This window comes from Aureimonas sp. SK2 (assembly GCF_029813115.1).
In the GTDB taxonomy this organism is placed as follows: Bacteria; Pseudomonadota; Alphaproteobacteria; order Rhizobiales; family Rhizobiaceae; genus Aureimonas.
Genome location: NZ_JAPZDS010000002.1, coordinates 458,070 through 476,369 on the forward strand (window position 1 = coordinate 458,070; position 18,300 = coordinate 476,369).

Consider the following 18,300-nt stretch of genomic DNA (forward strand, 5'->3'; position numbering starts at 1 on the left):
ACGACGAATTGCTTGATGTGCACTCCCGCCGGGGTGCCGTCGACGATGCTTGCGGACGGCTCCGAGCCGTTGTCGGAGCGTCAGAACCGGTAGCTGACGTTGAGTCGGACGGAGCGTCCGGGTTCGGAATAGAACGCGTCGGGCTGCGAGCGGGCGAGCGGCACCGCGACGGCGTCGTAATAGGTCTTGTCGAAGAGGTTGAAGACGCCGCCGGCGATCTTCAGCCCCGGCAGACGCTCCGGCTCGATCCAGGCCGTGGCGTCCACGACGCCGTAGCCGGGCGCCCGAAAGCCGGTGCCCGACACCCGGTCGCGCTCGGCGGCGAGTTTTGCCGAGACCTCGCCGCCCCAGGTCGCGCGCTCGAAGCCGAGGCCGACGATGGCGGTAAGCGGCGGAACCGAGTTCAGCCAAGTCCCGTCCGTCCGGTTGCGCCCGTCGGCATAGGCAAGCGATCCGCGCGCGGTCCAATGCTCGGCGAAGCGCACATGGCCGCCGAGTTCGACGCCGGCGATGCGCGCCTGCGGGATGTTGCGCAGCGAGGAGATGCCGCCCAGCGGATATTCGCCGCCCGGCGGGCTCACCTGCACCGTGTCGATGAAGTTCTCGTAGTCGGTGTGGAAGGCGGTGATGAACGCGCCGAACACCTCCTGGTCCAGGCGGATGCCGGCGTCGAAGCCGTTGCTGGTCTCGGCGTCGAGCTCCGGATTGCCGAGGCGCAGATAGGTGCCGGGGCCGCCGAAGCGGGCATAGAGTTCGCCCGCCGTCGGCGCCCGGAACCCTTGCGTCCATTGGCCGAACACCGTGAAGCCCGGAAGCAGGTCGTACTCGGCAAGGAACTTGGGCGAGAGCGCGTCGCCGGTGGAGGGCTGCGGCAGGCCGCGGAAGCTGGCGTTGCGCGTGAATTCGGGCGTGGACTGCGGCGCCTCCTCGTACCAGTCGTAGCGCAGGCCGGGCGTCACGCGGAAACGACCGTCCAGGAGCGCCGTCTCGTTGGCGGCGAAGAGGCCGACGGCGCGCCCGTCCACCTCGGGCGAGTCCGCCTGGTTCGTGTGCAGAAGGGCGCAGGCGCGCCGCGCGGCCGCGCTCCGGTCGGTCCGGCAGCCGTCAACGCCGGCCGAATACTGCGTCTGCGTGGCGGCGCGCAACTCGGCGCCGACCGTCAGGCGGTTGGCGAGCGTGCCGAACTGCCAGTCGCGCGCGGCATGGCCGAGGAAGCCGACCGCGTCCTCGGCCAGGCTGTTGTCGCGCGCGAAGCGGCCGACGGGGGCGGAGGAGCGCAGCGCCTCCACCGTCGAGGACCGCTCCAGCGACTGGTAGTAGAGCGAGGCCGCCGCCTGGTCCACGAAGCCCGCGCCGGGCTCGGGCGCCTCGTAGTCGTAGGTCAGCGCCAGGCGGCGGCGGTCGACGTCCTCGCCGGAACCATGGTTGCCGGCGCGATAGATGCCGGTCGCCGTCTGCGTCGTCAGCGTCTCGATGTCCTCGCGGCGCCGGAACGCCTCGGCGGTCAGGCCGAACCGGTGGCCCTCGCCGAGGTCCCGGTAGATCTTTCCAAGGACGTTGAACTGCTCGCTGTCGAGCGGGTTCGGCTCCGTCCGGGTCGCGCCGATGCCGCCGACGTCGCCGCCCGTGTCGCGCTCGGACCCCTGCCGGTATCCGCCCTGGAGGAGGATGGACGTGTCGCCGTGGCGCATGGCCGCCGCCCCCGAGGCGAACCAGCTTCCGTCGGCCGAATCGTAGCCGTTGCGCGTGAAGGCGCCGAGGCGCCGTCCCTTCAGGAGGTCCTCCGGCTCCAGCGTGCGGAAGGACAGGACGCCGCCGAGCGCCCCGCTGCCGAGCGTCGGGTCCGCACCGCGCGTGAGGTGGACCGCCGACAGCGAATTGAAGTCGAAGGCGTCGACGCCGCCGCTCGCGCCGCGCGTGGCGTCGGCGAGATAAGGTACGCGGATGCCGTCGATCGTTGTCAGTACGCGCGCGCCGTCGAGCCCGCGCACGTTGATCGAGCGGTTGGCGCGGTTGAAGGTGATGCCGGCCTCCTCGCGCCGACCGAGATCCTCGATCGTCTCGATCGACCGGTTCTCGATCGCCTCGCGCGTGGTCGTGGTGGTCGTGGCCGTGCCGGCGAAGTCGCCCGTTCGCGTCTCGGTGCCCGCCTCGATGGTGACCGTATCGAGCGTCACCGCCTGCGCGTCCGCGTCGGCCGATTGCGCCGAGGCACCCGTCGCCAGGCCCGCGAGCACCGTACCCGCCATGATCGTCGTCCGGAATGCGTGCTGTTCGGCCATCGTGACTATCCGTTTGGAGATTCGATCGGAATTGGAGGTGATCTAAACTTCGTAATTCCTCACTGGAATTGTCGGATAGCGGCCAATATGCAAATGAGTCAATCTCGTGTATTGCAGGAATATTCGATAATCATTCCAAAATGGAAACATTCTACTGATTGATAACTTGACCGGCGTATGCGGATCGGCGAATGAAGGGTCGGATTGCCTGTTGGATGGTGGATATGCTGCGTCTGGGATTCTCGCTTCTCGCGCTGCTCGTTCTTCTGCCGGGGCCGGTCTCGGCGGAGGGAGACGCGCGGCGCATCGTGGCCGTGGGCGGCGCCGTCACCGAGATCCTCTATGCTCTGGGCGAGGAGGGCCGGATCGTCGGCGTGGACACGACCAGCACCTTCCCCGAGCGCGCGCTGCGGGAGAAGCCGAATGTCGGCTATCTCCGGCAGCTCTCGGCCGAAGGCGTGCTCGCGCTGTCCCCCGACCTCGTGATCCTGGAGGCGGGCGCCGGTCCGCGCGAGGCGGTCGCCTCGATCGCCGCGGCCGGCCTGCGCGTGGAGCGCGTGCCGACCGGGCATTCGGTGGCCGAACTCGACGAGAAGGTTCGGCGCGTGGCGGCCGCCGTCGGCAAGGCGCGGGAGGGCGAGGCGATGGCCGAAGGTCTGATGTCGGCGTTCGACAGGCTGGCGAGCGACCTTCGGGACGTCGGTCCCCGCCGGCGCGTCCTCTTCGTCCTGTCCCTGGTGGACGGGCGGCCGAACGGCGCCGGACGGGACACGGGCGCCGACGCCGTCATCCGGCTGGCGGGCGGCGAGAACGTCCTGGCCGATGTCGAGGGCTACAAGGCCCTGTCGCTGGAGGCGGCGGTCGCGCTGGCGCCGGACGTCATCCTCGTCGTCTCGCGGGCGGGGGACGATGCGCTCGCCGATCCCCTATCCGTTCCCGCCCTCGCCGCGACCCCGGCCGGGCGCGCCGGCGCCGTGATCCGCATGGATGCGGGCTACCTTCTCGGCTTCGGCCCGCGAACCCCGGCGGCCGTGAGGGATCTCGCCGCCCGGCTTTATCCCGATCGCGGGCTGGAGGCGGCGCATGGTCGCTGACCTCGCCGTGCAAGGCGCGACGGGCGCCGCGGCGAGCGGCGACCGGCGCGCGCGCGGGGCCGTCTGCCTCCTTCTCTTGATGCCGCTTCTCGTCCTCACCCTTCTCCTGGCCGTCGCAACCGGCCCGGCCATGCTGGCGCCCGGCACCGTGGCGCGCATCCTCCTCGCAGGACCGAGTGCGGCGGACGCGCCGGTCGCCGAGGCGGTGATCGTCTGGCAGATCCGGCTGCCGCGGGTGCTCCTCGGCGCGCTGGTCGGCGCCTCGCTCGCCACGGTGGGCGCGATGCTGCAGGGCCTCTTCCGCAATCCGCTCGCCGATCCCGGTCTCGTCGGGGTCTCGTCGGGCGCCGCCCTGGCAGCCGTCTGCGCGATCGTCCTGTCCGGCTCGGCGCTGGCGCCGCTCGCGGCGGTGCTCGGAGCCTATACGCTGCCGGTCTTCGCCTTCGGCGGCGGTCTTGCCGCCACGCTCCTGATCTATCGCATCGCGACGCGGGACGGGCGCTCCTCCGTCGCGCTGATGCTGCTCGCCGGCATCGCGCTCGGCGCCCTGACGGCGGCCGCGACCGGCTTCCTGATCTATCTTTCCGACGACACGCAGCTGCGCGACCTCACCTTCTGGAGCCTCGGCGGGCTCGGCGGCGCGTCCTGGGAAAAGCTCGGGGCCGGCGCCCCGCCCATGCTGGCCGCGCTCGCGCTCGCCCCGCTGGTGGCGCGCGGGCTGAACGGGATCGTGCTCGGCGAGGCCGAGGCCTTCCATCTCGGCATCCGCGTCCAGGCGCTCAAGCGCCTCGCCGTCGTCCTGGTCGCGCTGGCGACGGGCGCGGCGGTCGCCGTCGCCGGCCCGATCGGCTTCGTCGGCATCGTGGTGCCGCATCTCCTGCGCCTCGTCGTCGGGCCGGACCACCGCCTGCTCCTGCCGGCCTCGGCCCTTCTCGGCGCGATCCTGATGCTTCTGGCCGACATGGTCGCGCGCACGATCGTCGCGCCGGCCGAACTGCCGATCGGCATCCTGACGGCGGCGCTCGGGGCACCGGTCTTCCTGTGGATCCTGGTGCGCCGGCGCGGCGCCTGGCTGGGCTAGAGCGATGATCGAGGCCCGCGACCTCTGCCGCCGGCATGGCGGCCGGCCGGTCCTGACCGGCGTGACGCTGACCGTGCGTCCCGGCGAGTTCACGGTCCTCCTCGGGCCGAACGGCGCCGGCAAGTCGACCCTCCTGACGCTCCTCACCGGCGAGACGGCGCCGGACCACGGCCGCGTCACGCTGGACGGACGCGCGCTCTCCGACCTGTCGCCCGCCGCCCTCGCGCGACGCCGCGCGGTGCTGCCGCAGGCGTCGGAACTCGCCTTTCCCTTCACGGTGGGCGAGGTCGTCGGCCTCGGGCTGGAGGCGGGCGGGCACAGGGTGCGGCCCGAAGCGGTTCGCGCGGCGCTCGCGCGCGTCGAACTTTCGGGCTTTGCCGGCCGTCTCTATGGCGAGCTGTCGGGCGGCGAGCAGCAGCGGGTGCATCTCGCCCGCGTGCTGGCGCAGACCGGGGGGCCGGTGGGGGAGGGCGGGCCGCGCTTCCTCTTCCTGGACGAGCCGGTGTCCAGCCTCGACATCCGCCACCAGATCGCGGTGCTGGAGATCGCGCGCGACTTCGCGCGGGGCGGGGGCGGCGTCCTCGCCGTGCTGCACGACCTCAATCTCGCGGCCGGCTTCGCCGACCGCCTCGTGGTCCTGTCAGGCGGGCGGATCGCCGGCGAGGGCCGTCCCTCTGCCGTGCTCGACGATGCGCTGATCGAATCCGTGTTCGGGCTGCGGCTCCGGGTCGGCGCCCTTCCGCCGCCCGGCATGCCCTTCCTGCTGCCGCAGACGGCGGCGCTTTGAGGCGCGCCGCCGTCTGCAGAGGGGCTGCCTACTGCACCACGACCTTCTTCGCGCCGCCGGACGCGTCGGTGCTGGCCGAGGCCGTCCACTTCACCGGGTTGTAGTAGATCGGATAGTCCGCCTGCGTGTTGCTGGAGCCCTCGCTCCGGTAGTGGCCCTTGTAGGCCACGGCTGCGAGGCGGCCGTTCTCGTGGATCATGAACATCAGGCAGCCGTCCGCCGACTTGCCCTTGGTGAGGTCCCGTGCCGACGGCGCGGTGCACTTCGTGAACGTGCCGCCGCTCATGGCGAGCGCCGGGGCGTGTTCCTGGTCGCGGTCGTCGATGGCGACGAAGGCGCCGACCTGCTGGGCCGACAGGTCCTCGTCGCTGAGATTGGTGTATTCGTAGCGGACATAGACGGGCCGCGCGTCGCGCAGGTTCGCCGGAATCTCGAAGCCCTGGAGATCCTCCATCGATCCCTCCTCGATGGCGGTGACGCGCAACTCGATCGGAACCTCCGGCCCCTTGGGAACGAGATGGGGAACCGTCGCGGCTTCCCCCGTCCTCAGTTCCGATCCGGCCTTCTGGTAGGTCTCGGCAAGAGCCGGCATGGCGGTGAACGCGACAAGCGTGGTCGCGACGAGCATGGGTTTCATAGCGGTAGCTCCCCTATCCGCATCGACGGTCGGCGGAGGGCTTTCCTCTGTCTCCCGTCCGTTCTCCTCCGGCTGATCATAACGTGGTGCTACAATCAGCCATGTTTAGAATTGCGGGCGAAATGTAGCGAGACTGGGACGGCCGCCAGCAAAGGGTCGCTCGAAGCGTTGCGCGTCAGGCCGCGCGGCGGCGCTTTGCCTCGTACATGGCCGCATCGGCGGACCGACGCAGTTCGTCGGCCGACATGCCGACACGCCAGAGTGCGGCACCCACGCTGACGCCGGTCCGCACCTTGGTGCGACCGCAGTCCATCAGGTCGACGAACTGCCGTTCGATACGGTCCAGCGCGACCGCGACCGCGCCTTCGGTTGCCGAAGACAGGATCGCGGCGAACTCGTCACCCCCTATGCGGGCGATCTTGTCCTTTTCGCGCACCCCGGCGCGGAGCCTGGCGGCCGTCTGGCGCAGAACTTCGTCGCCGACATCGTGGCCGAACGTGTCGTTGATCGACTTGAAGCAGTCGATGTCGGCCAGGACCAGCGCGAAGGGGCGGCCGCTGTCCATGGAGCGCGCCATGGCGGCCGCCAGATCGAGGTCGAAGCGCCGCCGATTGCCGATCGCCGTGATAGGGTCGCTGAACGCCGCCCACTGGAGGGATTCCTCGGCCCGCTTGCGCTCGTTGATGTCGGCCGCGATTCCGAGAAGCTGGACGATCTTCCCGCCATCCTGGACCACCGGGACCAGGATCGTGCGCCACCAGCGAAGCCCGGCGGGCGTTTCGGCCAGTTCCTCGTATTCGTCCATGACCGCGGTGGCAAGGCAGCGGCGATAGTTCGCCTCCCAGGCCCGGGCGCCTTCGAAGGACATGAACTCGGCCGCCGTTTTGCCGACGAATACTTCCTTGGTGAAGCCGGACAACTGGCAGAGGAGCACGTTGATGCCGTCGTAGCGCAGGATGCCGTCGTCGGTCACCTCTACGGAGAATGCCGGAACGGCAAGCAAATCGACGTTGATCTTCGACATAGGTCCCGGCCGAATCTTTAACCCGAGATTGAAGTGTTGCGGTTAAGAACCCGTAAAAGATGAGTCGAGCGGCAAATAGGATCGGTCATTCCCATACGAAAGGGAATCTCGCCGCGACTGTGTGCCCAGGACGCGGGAGATTGGCCGCCGGTTGCTCGAAACCCCGGGTCCACAGGCGCCGGAACCCGGTCGCCATGCCGCCGGGAAACGCCTGCGGCTTGATTTGCCATCCAGAAAGCCATCAGGGCAGAGACGCAGCGATGCTTGGTCGATCGAAGGCGGTGTCTTGAGCGCCAAGTCGGACGCCGGACGTCTATTGTTTTAACCTAGTTTAAAGGAGAATGGTTGATTTTAACGGAAACAATCACTTTTTGCGGATCCTACAAGTCATGCTTGGCAACCTTCGGATCGCCACGAAGATCGCGCTGATCGCCGTCTTCACCAGTTTGATCGGCATCGCGGCATCGGTCTATGGCTCGATGCAGTTGCTCTCGTCGAATGAGGCCTATTCCGAGATGATCGAGCGGCTCGACAAGTCGACGCTCTATCTCGCGCGTATCAATCGCGCGGCCAATGCGGTTGGCTATGCTGCCTATCGAACCTTCAGCTACGACGGGTCGTCGGCCGAGGCGCAGGCTGCGGCGACCGTCGCCAAGGATCAGCTCGCGTCGATGAACCAGTCCTTCGCGGAAGCCTCGTCTCGGCTGACCGACGAGGCAGAGGCGCTGGCCGCCCTCAAGGCCAAGATGGACGTCGTCGCGCTGCGCGCGACCAACGCCGTGGCCGCGGGCCTTGCCAACAACAACGCGCTGGCGCTCTCCGAGATGCGCGTCATGGATCCGGTCGTCCTCGAACTCAGCAAGATCACGAACGCCCTCAACCAGAAGACCGTCGCACGCGTCGACGAAACCAAAGATGCGCTCTCGGCGAATTCCGTCACGACGTCCTGGACACTGGTCGTGGGAACCGTTTCGAGCGCGATCCTGGGGCTCCTCGCCGCGATGTGGATTTCGGCCAAGGGCATCACCACGCCGCTTTCCGCGCTGCGGAGCCGGATGGGCGATCTTGCGGCCGGCAAGCTGGAGACCGAGGTCGTCGGCCAGGACCGCGGGGACGAGGTCGGCGGCATGGCGCGCGCGGTCCAGGTGTTTAAGGAAGCGGCGATCCAGAACCGGCGCCTGGAGGCCGAAGCCGCCGCTGCCCGTGCGGCCGATGCGGCTCGGCAGGAGCGCGAGGCCGAGGCCGAGCGCGTCAAGGCGCGCGAGCTCGCCAGCTTCGTGAGCGGGATCGAGGCGGGGTTCTCGCGATTGGCCGCCGGCGACCTCACGGTGCGCATCGACCAGCCGGTGGCCGCGGACTACGTGGCCATCCGCGACCAGTTCAACGGATCGGTCGGCCGGCTCGAGCACACGATCGGCTCCGTGGTCGGCTCGATCGGTTCGATCCGCACGGGCCTCGGCGAGATCAACGCGGCCTCCAACGACCTCGCCCAGCGTACCGAGCAGCAGGCCGCGAGCCTCGAACAGACCGTCGCGGCGCTCGGCGAGGTGACGCGGGCCGTCAACGAGACGGCGCGCAACGCCGACGAGGCGAAAGCCAGCGCCGAAAGCGCCCAGCGCAGCGCCGAGAAGGGCGGTGCCATCGTCGGCCGCGCGGTCGAGGCGATGCGCACGATCGAGGAGTCCTCCGACAAGATCGGTCGCATCATCGGCGTGATCGACGAGATCGCCTTTCAGACCAACCTCCTCGCCCTGAACGCGGGCGTCGAGGCGGCGCGCGCCGGCGAGGCGGGACGCGGCTTTGCCGTCGTCGCCCAGGAAGTGCGCGGGCTCGCCCAGCGCTCGGCCGAGGCCGCCAAGGAGATCAAGCAGCTGATCGAGGCGTCGAGCGAGCAGGTCGGCAACGGCGTCGAGCTCGTCAGCGCCTCCGGAAAGAGCCTGGAGGAGATCATCTCGGAGGTCGGCGACGTCAGCCGGGTCGTCAGCGAGATCGCGCGTCGTGCCCAGGAGCAGGCGGTGAGCCTCAAGGAGGTCTCCACCGCCGCCGATCAGATGGACAAGGTGACCCAGCAGAACGCCGCCATGGTGGAAGAGGCGACGGCCGCCGCCCAGACGCTCGCCAACGAGACGGACGAGCTCGCCCGCCTGATCGCCGAGTTCAAGACGGCGGCGAGCGCCAACCATGCCCGGCAGAGCGAACGCGCCACCCAGCGCAGCGCGAACGTCGCCCGGCGCACGGCGACGGCCCGACCGGTGGTCCAGATGAAGCCGGTGACGCAGGGCAACGCGGCCTTAACGGCCGTCGGCGATAGTTGGGAAGAGTTCTGACCGACGTCTTCAAGCAAGGCCGGCGGCATCCCGCCGGCCTTCGAGTATCCGAAACAGGCGCGATCGGCGATCGCCGTGTGAAGCAAGCAAGGGATGGAATGATGAAGGATCGTCGCTTCAGAAGCGTCAGCCTGGCCAAGGTCGAGCGCGTCGAGCCGCACAGCGACGGGACCATCACGGCCTTCGGCCTCAGCGGCTCGGGCGACGCGGTGGTGCTCACGGTGCTGCCGGCCGCCATCCGTGATCTCCTGCTCGGCCTCCAGTCCGCCGCCCTTCCCGCGGACTGACCGCCGCCGGCCGGCCGCGCGGCTAGGCCACGCCCCCTTGCATTCCCGTCAGGCCGTGCCGTCTTCCCGAACGCAGAAACGCCCTGCCGGGGGAGGACCGGCAGGGCGTCATGTGTAAAGCCCGCGTGGGAGGAGGATCGCGGGCTTCTATCCGCTTCGGCCTTTGGGAGGAGATGGCCGAGGCGAAACCTTCAGAACTCTTAGCGGGCCGCCTGACGGGCCAGCGCCGGGATGTCCGAGCGCGTGATGCCGAGATCGGCGAGTTCGCGGTTGGACAGCCTATTCAACTCGTTGGCGGTTTCGCGAACCTTGCGGAAGGAGCGGAGGGCGTTGGCGAAGCGCATGGGACTTTCCTTTGTCATCGCGGCCTCTCGTCGATGGTGGCCGCCGGTCTCGTTTCTTTCGACAACCGGAAGATAGGGGTTCCGGCGCTCGAAAAGGAGCGCAAACACCGCATGCCAGCCCTGCGGAACCTCGCTATCTCGCCCGCGCAGGGCAGCCCTGCATGGCCTGCGGGGCGCGGGTGCCGGCCGGCGCCGGGCAGGGACGGGGCCCCCAGGGATAACGCTCCGTTAAGAGCGGCGCCGTAGCGTTCCCGTCGAAAGGGGGACAGTTCATGCGCGTTGTTGCGATCCCTTCCGTCCTGGCCGTCCTCGTGCTCGCGGGCTGCGCCTCGGCGCCCAAGAGCACGGGCAATGCCTGCGCCATTTTCAGTCAGCGCGACGGGTTCCTGTCGGACTGGCGCCGGGATGCCCTGCAGGCCTCGGCCGAGTTCGGCGTGCCCGTCCACGTCCTAATGGCGACCATCCAGGCCGAATCCAATTTCGAGGCCCGTGCCCGGCCGCCGCGCCGCTGGATCCTCGGCTTCATCCCCGGCAAGCGCATTTCCACGGCCTACGGCTATGCCCAGGTCCTCGACGGGACCTGGGCGGACTACCAGCGCCGCACCGGGCGCCATGCCGACCGGCGCAACGACTTTGCCGACGCGATCCGCTTCATCGGCTGGTACCACGCTGACAGCGCCCGCCGGCTCGGCATCGACAAGTCCGACGCCTACCGGCTCTACCTCGCCTACCATTCCGGCAATGCCGGCTATGCGCGCGGCGTGTGGCGCAACCGGCCGGAGGCGCTACGCGGCGCCAAGCGCGCGCAGGACATGGCGCGGCGCTATCAGGCCCAGCTCGCGCGCTGCGGCTGACGAGCGTGCCGACCCATGGCGGCGCCGGACGTCGCCGATCCGGCGCCGCCTCACACCGCGGCCCGCATCGGCTTCGCGGCGGGGGCGGCACGGATGGCCTGCCCGTCCGCGCCGAAGAAGCGCAGCTTGTCCGCCGGGGCGGCGAGCCGCACGGCCGTGCCGCGTGGAAGATCGACGCTGCCGGCGAGCTTGGCCACCAGCGGCTCGCCTTGGAGGCCGATGTCGACATAGACCAGCGTCACCTCGCCGAGGTCCTCGGTCAGGGCCACCGTGCCCTCGACCAGCGCCTCCTCGCCGGGGCCGGCGATCGTCAGGTCCTCCGGGCGCACGCCGAGATGCATCTCGCCGCCCGCACCGGGCGGAAGGGCCACCGGAACGCGCGCCCCGCTGCCCTTCAGGACCGCGCCCCCGGACAGCGGCAGGACGTTCATGGCGGGCGAGCCGATGAAGCGGGCGACGAAGAGGTTGTCGGGATCGTTGTAGAGCTCGAGCGGCGTTCCGACCTGCTCCACATGGCCCTTGTTGAGGACCACGATCCGATCGGCCAGCGTCATCGCCTCGACCTGGTCGTGGGTGACGTAGATCATGGTCGTGTCCGACATGCGCTCGTGCAGCCGCGCGATCTCGATGCGGGTCTGGACACGCAGCGCGGCGTCGAGATTGGACAGCGGTTCGTCGAACAGGAAGACCTTCGGGTCGCGCGTGATGGCGCGCCCGATCGCCACGCGCTGGCGCTGGCCGCCCGACAGGGCCTTGGGGAGGCGGTCGAGATAGGGCTCGATCTGCAGGATCTTCGCCGCCTCGCGCACCCGCCGGTCGATCTCGCCCTTGGATTGGCCCTTCTCCAGCGAGAGGCCGAAGGCCATGTTGTCGTAGACCGTCATGTGCGGATAGAGCGCGTAGGACTGGAACACCATGGCGATGCCGCGCTCCTTCGGGGTCGCCTCGTTGACGGTGCGCCCGTCGATCTGGAGCGTGCCGCCGGTGATGTCCTCCAGCCCCGCGATGGTGCGCAGGAGGGTGGACTTCCCGCAGCCGGACGGGCCGACGAAGACGACGAACTCGCCCGAGGGAATGTCGAGGTCGATGCCGTGCAGCACCTCGACCGACCCATAGGCCTTGCGAACGCCGGTGAGCTTGAGATGGGCCATCGGTTTCCTCCCCTGTCGTTCAATCGAGCTGCATGAAGGCGGCGCCGTGCCGCTGGAGGCTGAGGGTCGCGCCGTCGAGCCGCGCCCCGAAATCGCCGGTCCCATCGAGGAGCCGCGCGCCCATGAGGTCGCCGGGCAGGGCGATGTCAGTCGCCCGGCGCGAGAGGTTGAAGACGCAGAGCATCCGCTCCGCGCCGTGCTCCCGCACGAAGGCGAGACATTCGGCGCCGAGGTCGAGAAAGGCGATGTCGCCCTTCACGAGGGCCGCGTGCTCCCGCCGGAAGGCGAGGAAGCGGCGATAGGCCTCCAGAAGGGACCCTTGAGCGCCCTCCTGTTCGCTCACCGAAAGGGCCAAGTGCTCGTCCGGCACCGGGAGCCAGGGACGGGCGGCGTCGGAAAAGCCGGCGTTCGGCGCGTCCGCGTCCCAGACCATCGGCGTGCGGCAGCCGTCGCGGCCCTTGATGATCGGCCAGAAGCGCTTGCCCCAGGGGTCCACGATGTCCTCGAAGGGGATCTCGGCTTCGGTCAGTCCCAGTTCTTCGCCCTGGTAGAGGCAGACCGAGCCGCGAAGCGACAGGAGGAGCGCCGCGGCGAGCCGGAGCACGGCCTCGCGGTCGGCCTGCCCCTCGGCCCAGCGCGTCGCGTGGCGCGTCACGTCATGGTTGGAGAAGGCCCAGCAGGCCCAGGCGTCCGTGCCCCCTTCGAGGAAGCGCTCGATCACCGGGCGGATGTCGTCGATCGCGGGAAGCTCGGTGTTCAGGAAGTCGAAGGCGTAGCTCATGTGGAGCCGGTCGCCGCCCTCCGTGTATTCGCGCATCAGCTCGACGCCGCGGATCAGCTCGCCCACCTCGCCGACCGCGGCGGCCGCCGGGTATTCGTCGAGAAGCGCCCGGAAGCGCTTGAGGAAGGCGAGGTTCTCTGGCCGGTTCTTGTCGTAGAGATGGTCCTGGCGGTTGTAGGGCCGGTCGCGGGGCGCGGTGCGCTCGTTCCAGTCGTGGGGGGAGAGCGGCGGGTTGTCGCGAAGCTCGGCGTCGTGGAAGTAGAAGTTGACCGTGTCCAGCCGGAACCCGTCGACGCCCCGATCGAGCCAGAAGCGCACGACGTCCAGCATCGCGTCCTGAACCTCGGGGTTGTGGAAGTTGAGGTCGGGCTGCGAGATCAGGAAGTTGTGCAGGTAGTACTGCTGGCGCCCGGCATCCCATTCCCAGGACGAGCCGCCGAAGTTCGACATCCAGTTGTTGGGCGGCGAGCCGTCGTCCTTGGGCTCGGCCCAGACGTACCAGTCCGCCTTGGGATTGGTCCGGTCGCGGCGGCTCTCCACGAACCAGGGATGTCGATCGGAGGAATGGGACAGGACGAGGTCGATCATGACCTTCAGCCCCAGCCGGTGCGCCTCCGCCACCAGCGCGTCGAAATCCCCGAGCGTGCCGAAGATCGGGTCGACGTCGCGGTAGTCCGAAACGTCGTAGCCGAAATCGTCCATCGGCGAGGTGAAGAAGGGCGAGATCCAGAGCGCGTCCGCGCCGAGCTCCGCGATGTAGGGGAGGCGCTGCGTGATGCCCGGGAGGTCGCCGATGCCGTCGCCGTTCGAGTCCTGGAAGGAGCGCGGATAGACCTGGTAGATCACCGCGCCGCGCCACCAGTCGCGGTCGGGGACGGCCTCGACGGCGCTCGCTGCCAGCGCGGACTTGGTTGGGAAGTCGAGCATGGACATCAGCCCTTCACGCCGCCTGCGGTGAGGCCGGAGATGATCTTGCGTTGGAAGATGAGGACGAGGACGATCAGGGGCACCGTGACGACGACGGACGCCGCCATGATCGTGCCCCAGGGCGTTTCCTGTTCGGAGGCGCCCGACAGGAGCGCGATGGCCACGGGCACCGTGCGCGTGTCGTTGTTGGCGACGAAGGTCAGCGCGAAGAGGAACTCGTTCCAGGCCGCGATGAAGGCGAGAAGCCCCGTCGTCACCAGCGCCGGCCACATCAGCGGCAGGAAGACGCGCCGCACGATGGTGAAGGGCGAGGCGCCGTCCACGATCGCCGCCTCCTCGATCTCCACCGGCAGGTCGCGCATGAAGGTGGTCAGCACCCAGACTGTGAAGGGCAGGGTGAAGATCATGTAGGCGAAGATCAGCGAGAACAGGGTGTTGTAGAGCCCCATCCAGCGGATCATCTCGAAGAGGCCCGCGAGCACCGCGATCTGCGGGAACATCGACACGCCGAGGATCGTCAGGAGCAGGAGCCCGCGCCCCCGGAAGGGCACGCGCGACAGGGCGTAGGCCGCGGTCACGGCCAGAAACAGCGAGATCGCCACCACCGAGACCGCGACGAAGAGCGAGTTCAGGATGTTCTGCACGAACGTGCCGGAGGAGAGGACGCCCTCGTAGTTGGCGAAGGTCACGGCCCGCGGCAGATAGTCGATGCGGAAGAGGTCGGTGCCCGTCTTCAGGCTGGACAGGATGGCGTAGTAGAAGGGAAACACCGAGAAGACGACGATGGCGAGGACGAGGAGATAGAAGCCGACCCGTCCGGCCGTGCGCTGGATGGTACGCGCGCTCATCACTTGCCTCCCTCGAGATTGAGCCGCGCCGTCTTGATGTAGAGGAGCGTGATCATCGCGATCACCAGGAACAGCATGGTCGAGGCGGCGGAGCCTTGGGCGAAGTTGTCGAACTGGAAGAGGTTCTCCTGCGCGTAGACGCTCATGGTCTTGGTCTGCGGGTTGTTGGGCGTCAGAACGTAGATGAGGTCGAAGACGCGCAGCGCGTCGAGCGCGCGGAAGATCACGGCGACGAGGATCGCCGGCCGGATCAAGGGCAGCGTCACCTTGAAGAAGACCTTGACCGGATTGACGCCGTCGATCTTCGCCGCCTCGTAGACGTCGCCCGGCACCATCTGGAGGCCGGCGAGGATCAGGAGCGCCATGAAGGGCGTCGTCTTCCAGACGTCCACGATGATGACGGCCATCATCGCCGTGTCCGGCGAGGCCGTCCAGGCGATGGGCTGGGCGATGATCCCGAGGTTGACGAGGATGTCGTTCAGGATGCCGAACTGGTCGTTCATCATCCAGGCCCACATCCGCGCCGAGACGATGGTGGGGATCGCCCAGGGGATCAGGACGGCGGCGCGCACGAAGGCGCGGCCCTTGAACTCGGCGTTGAGGACGAGGGCGAAGACGAGGCCGAGCACCGTCTCGATCGACACGGAGATCACGGTGTAGCGCACCGTGTTCCATACGGCCTGCCACCAGACGGGATCGGCGAGCAGCCCGAAGGCCTCGCCCTCGCCGCCGCCGTAGTCGACCCATTCGTAGTAGTTGCCGAAGCCGATGAACTGCGCGCCCGCGAGATCCGACAGACGGGCGTCGGTCAGCGAGAAGCGGATCGTCTGCAGGAGCGGCCAGCCGGCGACCAGCGCCAGCACGAGCAGCATCGGCAGGAGGAAGAGCCAGGCCGCGCGGCGGCGCTGCGACGACAGGGCGGAGCGGCGCGCCGGTGCGGCTTCGGCGCGAAAGGCGGCCTCGGTCGGAGGGGCGCCGGGGGTGGTGCTGGACATGGGACAGGCGCCTCGCTGGATACGGGGGTCCCTCGGGCAGGGGACGCGGGGGCGCGCACCGTGCCGGGGACGAGCGAATGAGGCTGCGGTCCGCGCCCCTCGACGGCCGGGGCGCGGAGGATCGTGCCGGCCGCGTCTCGCGCGGCCCCGGCTGTTACCAGGCGTTGCGCTTCAGGCGGCGGAGCTGGCGCTCCAGGTCCTGGAGGTTGGTGGCCCCGTCGCCCTGGCCGGCCAGCGTCTTGTTGGCCGCCGTCCAGAACTGCTGGGACACCTCGTTGTACTTGGCCTTGGTCGGGGCCGAGGGGCGGGGCGTCGCGTTCTCGAAGACGCTCTTCCACTTGGCGACGAGCGGCTGCTTCTCGACGATCTCCGGGTCCTCGTAGAGCGAGGAGATCGTCGGCAGGCGGGCGGTGCCGAGCGCGCGCGACTTCTGCGATTCGGCCGAGGTCAGGAACTTCACCAGCTCGATCGCCACGTCCTGGTGCTCGGAATATTGCGAGACGGCGAGGTTCCAGCCGCCGAGGCACGCGGCGGACTGGCCGCCTTCGCCCGCCGGAAGCGGCACCGCGTCGAACTTGCCCTTGATCGGCGAATCGTCGGCCGCGCTCAAGGGGTAGGCATAGGGCCAGTTGCGCATGAAGACGGCGTTGCCGGTCTGCCAGACGCCGCGCGCCTCCTCCTCCATGTAGCCGAGCACGCCTTGGGGCGCGATCGTGCCGACCCAGCTCCTGGCCTTGTCGAGCGCGGCCGCCGCCTGCGGGTTGTTGATGGTGATCTCGCCCTCGGGCGAGACGATCTGGCCGCCGCCGCCGGACGCCACCCATTCCAGCGCGTTGCAGGTAAGGCCCTCGTAGGCCGAGCCCTGGAACACGAAGCCGTTCATCTGGGCGTTGCCGCCCTGGCGCTCGGCGTCCTGGACGACCTTGGCCGTCTCGGCGAGCTCGGCCCAGGTCGTCGGCACCTCGCGCCCGTGCTTCTCCAAGAGGTCCTTGCGGTAGTAGAGCGCCGGCGCGTCGGCGAAGAGCGGCATGGCGACGAGCTTGCCGTCCACCGTCTGCGACTGGATCACGGCGGGCGAGTGCTGGCCGACGACGTCCTTCATCGCCTCCGTCAGGTCCACGAGGTTGGCGGCGAGCTGCGGAGCCCAGATCACGTCGGTGCGGTAGACGTCGACGTCCTTGTTGCCGGCCGAAAGCCAGAGACGGTACTGGCCGAACTGGTCGGTCGTGGACGCCGGCATGGTCACGATCTTGACCGTATGGCCGGTCGCCTTCTGGAAGGCGTCGAGCTGGCCGCGCATCTCGTCGACGTCGCGCCCGACCGAGCCGAGCGCGATGGAGATTTCCTCCGACCGCGCCGCTCCGCCTGCAAGCATCGTGGCCGCGACCAGCGCGGCGGCGAAGAATTTCAGCATGCGTCAGTCCTCCCATTGTGCCCCGGGCCGACCGACTTGCCCGATCCCGGCGCGTCGCCCGAAGCGACGTCGCTGGGCCGGCCACCCGGCCGCTTCCCGGTGCCGCGTTCCCGCGGCTCTCCCGTTTCAAAACCTAGCGTCCGGAGGGCGACCGTCTCCCATAGCCGCCGATCGATCGATGAAAAATCGTCAAACCCAAATTTAAACCGCTTTGAATGCAATTTGAAGCGGTTTGAAAATCGTGTCAAGTTGGCTTCGGCGGATGCCCGGCGGATCAAGACGTCGTGTTCGGGACGGTTAAGGGGGAGGGCTGGCGGCATGGTTCGCAATCTGAAGGATCTAGCCGACCATCTGAACCTGTCGCCCGCCACGGTCAGCCGCGCCCTCAACGGCTTTCCCGAGGTCAGCGCCAAGACGCGCCGCCGGGTGATGGAGGCGGCCGAGGCTTTGAACTTCCGGCCCAACCCGCTCGCCCAGCGCCTCGCCACCGGCCGGGCCGACGCCATCGGCATCCTGTTCGGCGTCGCCGACAACATGCTCGACAATCCGATCGTCACCGATCTCCTGACCGGCATCAGCGAGACCGCGGCCGAGCGGGGCCTGGCGATCCATCTCTTTCCCACCAGAGCGGGCGAGGAGCGCGCGGCCTGCCGGCGTATCGTCGCCTCGGGCGCGGTGGACGCGCTGGTCTTCCTGTCGCCGATCCTCGACCGGCCGGCCACCGCCGACCTCGCCGAGATCGACTTTCCAGTGGTCTGCCACGGTCGCCCGCGCTTCGGCCAAGCCGTCGCCTCGCTCAGCGTCGACAACCTTCGGGCCTTCGAGGCGGGGACGGCGCATCTGGCCCGCCTCGGCCACCGGCGGATCGCGCTCCTCAACGGCGAGGAGGCCTATGCCTATGCGCTCGACCGGCGGCAGGGCTATCGGCTGGCGCTGTCCAAGGCGGGCCTCGACCCCGATCCCGCCCTCGAGGCGGCCGGGCCGCAGACCTTCGCCCACGGCTACGGATCGGCGCGCCGCCTGCTCGCGCTCGCCTCGCCTCCCACCGCCTTTCTCTGCACCTCCGTGCTCGTGGCGACGGGCGCGGCGCGCGCCCTGGCGGATCTCGGCCTGCGCATTCCGGGCGACGTCTCGCTGATGGCCCATGACGACGTGATCGCCGCCCTGCCGGCGGAAATCGCCGCCCCCGGCCTCACGGTCCTGCGCTCCAGCGTACGCCTCGCCGGACGCCGCATCGCGGAGATGGCCATCCTGCGCCGGAAGGGCACGCCGGCGGCCGACCTCGTGGAGGTCTGGGACGTGCCGCTGGTGGAGGGTGCCTCGACCGGCCCGGCGCCGGGCACGCGGACGTTCGCCTCAGGGGCCGAGATCGAGGGCGATCGCTGAACGAACCGACCGCAGGCAGGACGACGGGGTGCCAAACGCAACCACCGGCGCGGAGGTCGACGTCCGGTCTGCGAGGCATTG

The 18,300-nt window shown here is 69.1% G+C and carries 16 protein-coding genes; 7 read left to right on the top strand and 9 right to left on the bottom strand.

Translation table 11 applies throughout. The annotated features are described in order from the left end of the window. Window positions 1-80: 80 nt before the first annotated feature. Window positions 81-2,282 carry a TonB-dependent hemoglobin/transferrin/lactoferrin family receptor gene (locus tag O5O54_RS04695; RefSeq protein WP_279479371.1) on the bottom strand — a complete coding sequence of 734 codons (2,202 nt, stop codon included), beginning with the start codon at window positions 2,280-2,282 and terminating at the stop codon, window positions 81-83. Window positions 2,283-2,506: 224 nt separating this feature from the next. Here O5O54_RS04695 and O5O54_RS04700 point away from each other — a divergent pair, with 224 nt between their 5' ends. Genes O5O54_RS04700 through O5O54_RS04710 form a run of 3 tightly spaced genes read left to right on the top strand, consistent with a single transcriptional unit; the run spans window position 2,507 to window position 5,244 of the window. Then, the gene (locus O5O54_RS04700; protein ID WP_279479372.1) at window positions 2,507-3,376 is read left to right on the top strand and encodes a hemin ABC transporter substrate-binding protein; all 870 of its coding nucleotides are present in this window, start codon (window positions 2,507-2,509) and stop codon (window positions 3,374-3,376) included. Then, entirely contained in the window at window positions 3,366-4,457 is a 1,092-nt protein-coding gene (locus tag O5O54_RS04705) for an iron ABC transporter permease (protein WP_279479374.1), read from the top strand. The genes O5O54_RS04700 and O5O54_RS04705 overlap by 11 nt, the downstream gene beginning before the upstream one ends. Window positions 4,458-4,461: 4 nt before the next feature. Next, entirely contained in the window at window positions 4,462-5,244 is a 783-nt protein-coding gene (locus O5O54_RS04710) for a heme ABC transporter ATP-binding protein (protein ID WP_279479376.1), read from the top strand. 28 nt (window positions 5,245-5,272) lie between these two features. Here O5O54_RS04710 and O5O54_RS04715 read toward each other — a convergent pair whose 3' ends face one another. After that, window positions 5,273-5,881, bottom strand: coding sequence for a hypothetical protein (locus O5O54_RS04715; RefSeq protein ID WP_279479378.1), 609 nt, complete (start codon window positions 5,879-5,881; stop codon window positions 5,273-5,275). 175 nt (window positions 5,882-6,056) lie between these two features. Next, complete coding sequence (locus O5O54_RS04720; RefSeq protein WP_279479381.1) at window positions 6,057-6,905, bottom strand: GGDEF domain-containing protein; 849 nt, start codon at window positions 6,903-6,905, stop codon at window positions 6,057-6,059. A gap of 389 nt (window positions 6,906-7,294) precedes the next feature. Here O5O54_RS04720 and O5O54_RS04725 point away from each other — a divergent pair, with 389 nt between their 5' ends. Together O5O54_RS04725 and O5O54_RS04730 are read left to right on the top strand one after the other, a co-directional pair. Next, window positions 7,295-9,232, top strand: a complete 1,938-nt coding sequence (locus tag O5O54_RS04725) for a methyl-accepting chemotaxis protein (protein ID WP_279479382.1) — start codon at window positions 7,295-7,297, stop codon at window positions 9,230-9,232. Window positions 9,233-9,330: 98 nt separating this feature from the next. Further along, window positions 9,331-9,519 (top strand): hypothetical protein, encoded by a 189-nt coding sequence (locus tag O5O54_RS04730; protein WP_279479384.1) that lies wholly within the window; start codon window positions 9,331-9,333, stop codon window positions 9,517-9,519. A gap of 200 nt (window positions 9,520-9,719) precedes the next feature. Here the strand turns inward: O5O54_RS04730 and O5O54_RS04735 are convergent, their stop codons facing one another. Further along, window positions 9,720-9,863: a DUF1127 domain-containing protein gene (locus O5O54_RS04735; RefSeq protein WP_279479386.1), complete on the bottom strand. Its 144-nt coding sequence runs from the start codon at window positions 9,861-9,863 to the stop codon at window positions 9,720-9,722. Between the two features lie 272 nt (window positions 9,864-10,135). Between O5O54_RS04735 and O5O54_RS04740 the strand changes: the two genes are divergently transcribed. Then, window positions 10,136-10,717 (top strand): transglycosylase SLT domain-containing protein, encoded by a 582-nt coding sequence (locus O5O54_RS04740; RefSeq protein WP_279479388.1) that lies wholly within the window; start codon window positions 10,136-10,138, stop codon window positions 10,715-10,717. A 50-nt stretch (window positions 10,718-10,767) separates the two neighbouring features. Here O5O54_RS04740 and O5O54_RS04745 read toward each other — a convergent pair whose 3' ends face one another. The 5 genes from O5O54_RS04745 to O5O54_RS04765 form a co-directional block, all read right to left on the bottom strand. Beyond that, window positions 10,768-11,868 (bottom strand): sn-glycerol-3-phosphate ABC transporter ATP-binding protein UgpC, encoded by a 1,101-nt coding sequence (locus O5O54_RS04745; protein WP_279479390.1) that lies wholly within the window; start codon window positions 11,866-11,868, stop codon window positions 10,768-10,770. A 19-nt stretch (window positions 11,869-11,887) separates the two neighbouring features. Beyond that, complete coding sequence (locus O5O54_RS04750) at window positions 11,888-13,576, bottom strand: alpha glucosidase (protein ID WP_279479391.1); 1,689 nt, start codon at window positions 13,574-13,576, stop codon at window positions 11,888-11,890. Window positions 13,577-13,581: 5 nt separating this feature from the next. Continuing rightward, on the bottom strand, window positions 13,582-14,424 hold the full coding sequence (locus tag O5O54_RS04755) for a carbohydrate ABC transporter permease (RefSeq protein ID WP_279479393.1): 843 nt from the start codon (window positions 14,422-14,424) through the stop codon (window positions 13,582-13,584). Beyond that, window positions 14,424-15,419: a sugar ABC transporter permease gene (locus O5O54_RS04760; RefSeq protein WP_279479395.1), complete on the bottom strand. Its 996-nt coding sequence runs from the start codon at window positions 15,417-15,419 to the stop codon at window positions 14,424-14,426. Before O5O54_RS04760 ends, O5O54_RS04755 begins: the two co-directional genes overlap by 1 nt. Window positions 15,420-15,573: 154 nt before the next feature. Next, the gene (locus O5O54_RS04765; RefSeq protein ID WP_279479397.1) at window positions 15,574-16,833 is read right to left on the bottom strand and encodes an ABC transporter substrate-binding protein; all 1,260 of its coding nucleotides are present in this window, start codon (window positions 16,831-16,833) and stop codon (window positions 15,574-15,576) included. Window positions 16,834-17,151: 318 nt separating this feature from the next. Here O5O54_RS04765 and O5O54_RS04770 point away from each other — a divergent pair, with 318 nt between their 5' ends. Beyond that, window positions 17,152-18,219 carry a LacI family DNA-binding transcriptional regulator gene (locus tag O5O54_RS04770; RefSeq protein ID WP_279479399.1) on the top strand — a complete coding sequence of 356 codons (1,068 nt, stop codon included), beginning with the start codon at window positions 17,152-17,154 and terminating at the stop codon, window positions 18,217-18,219. The last annotated feature ends 81 nt before the right edge of the window (window positions 18,220-18,300 follow it).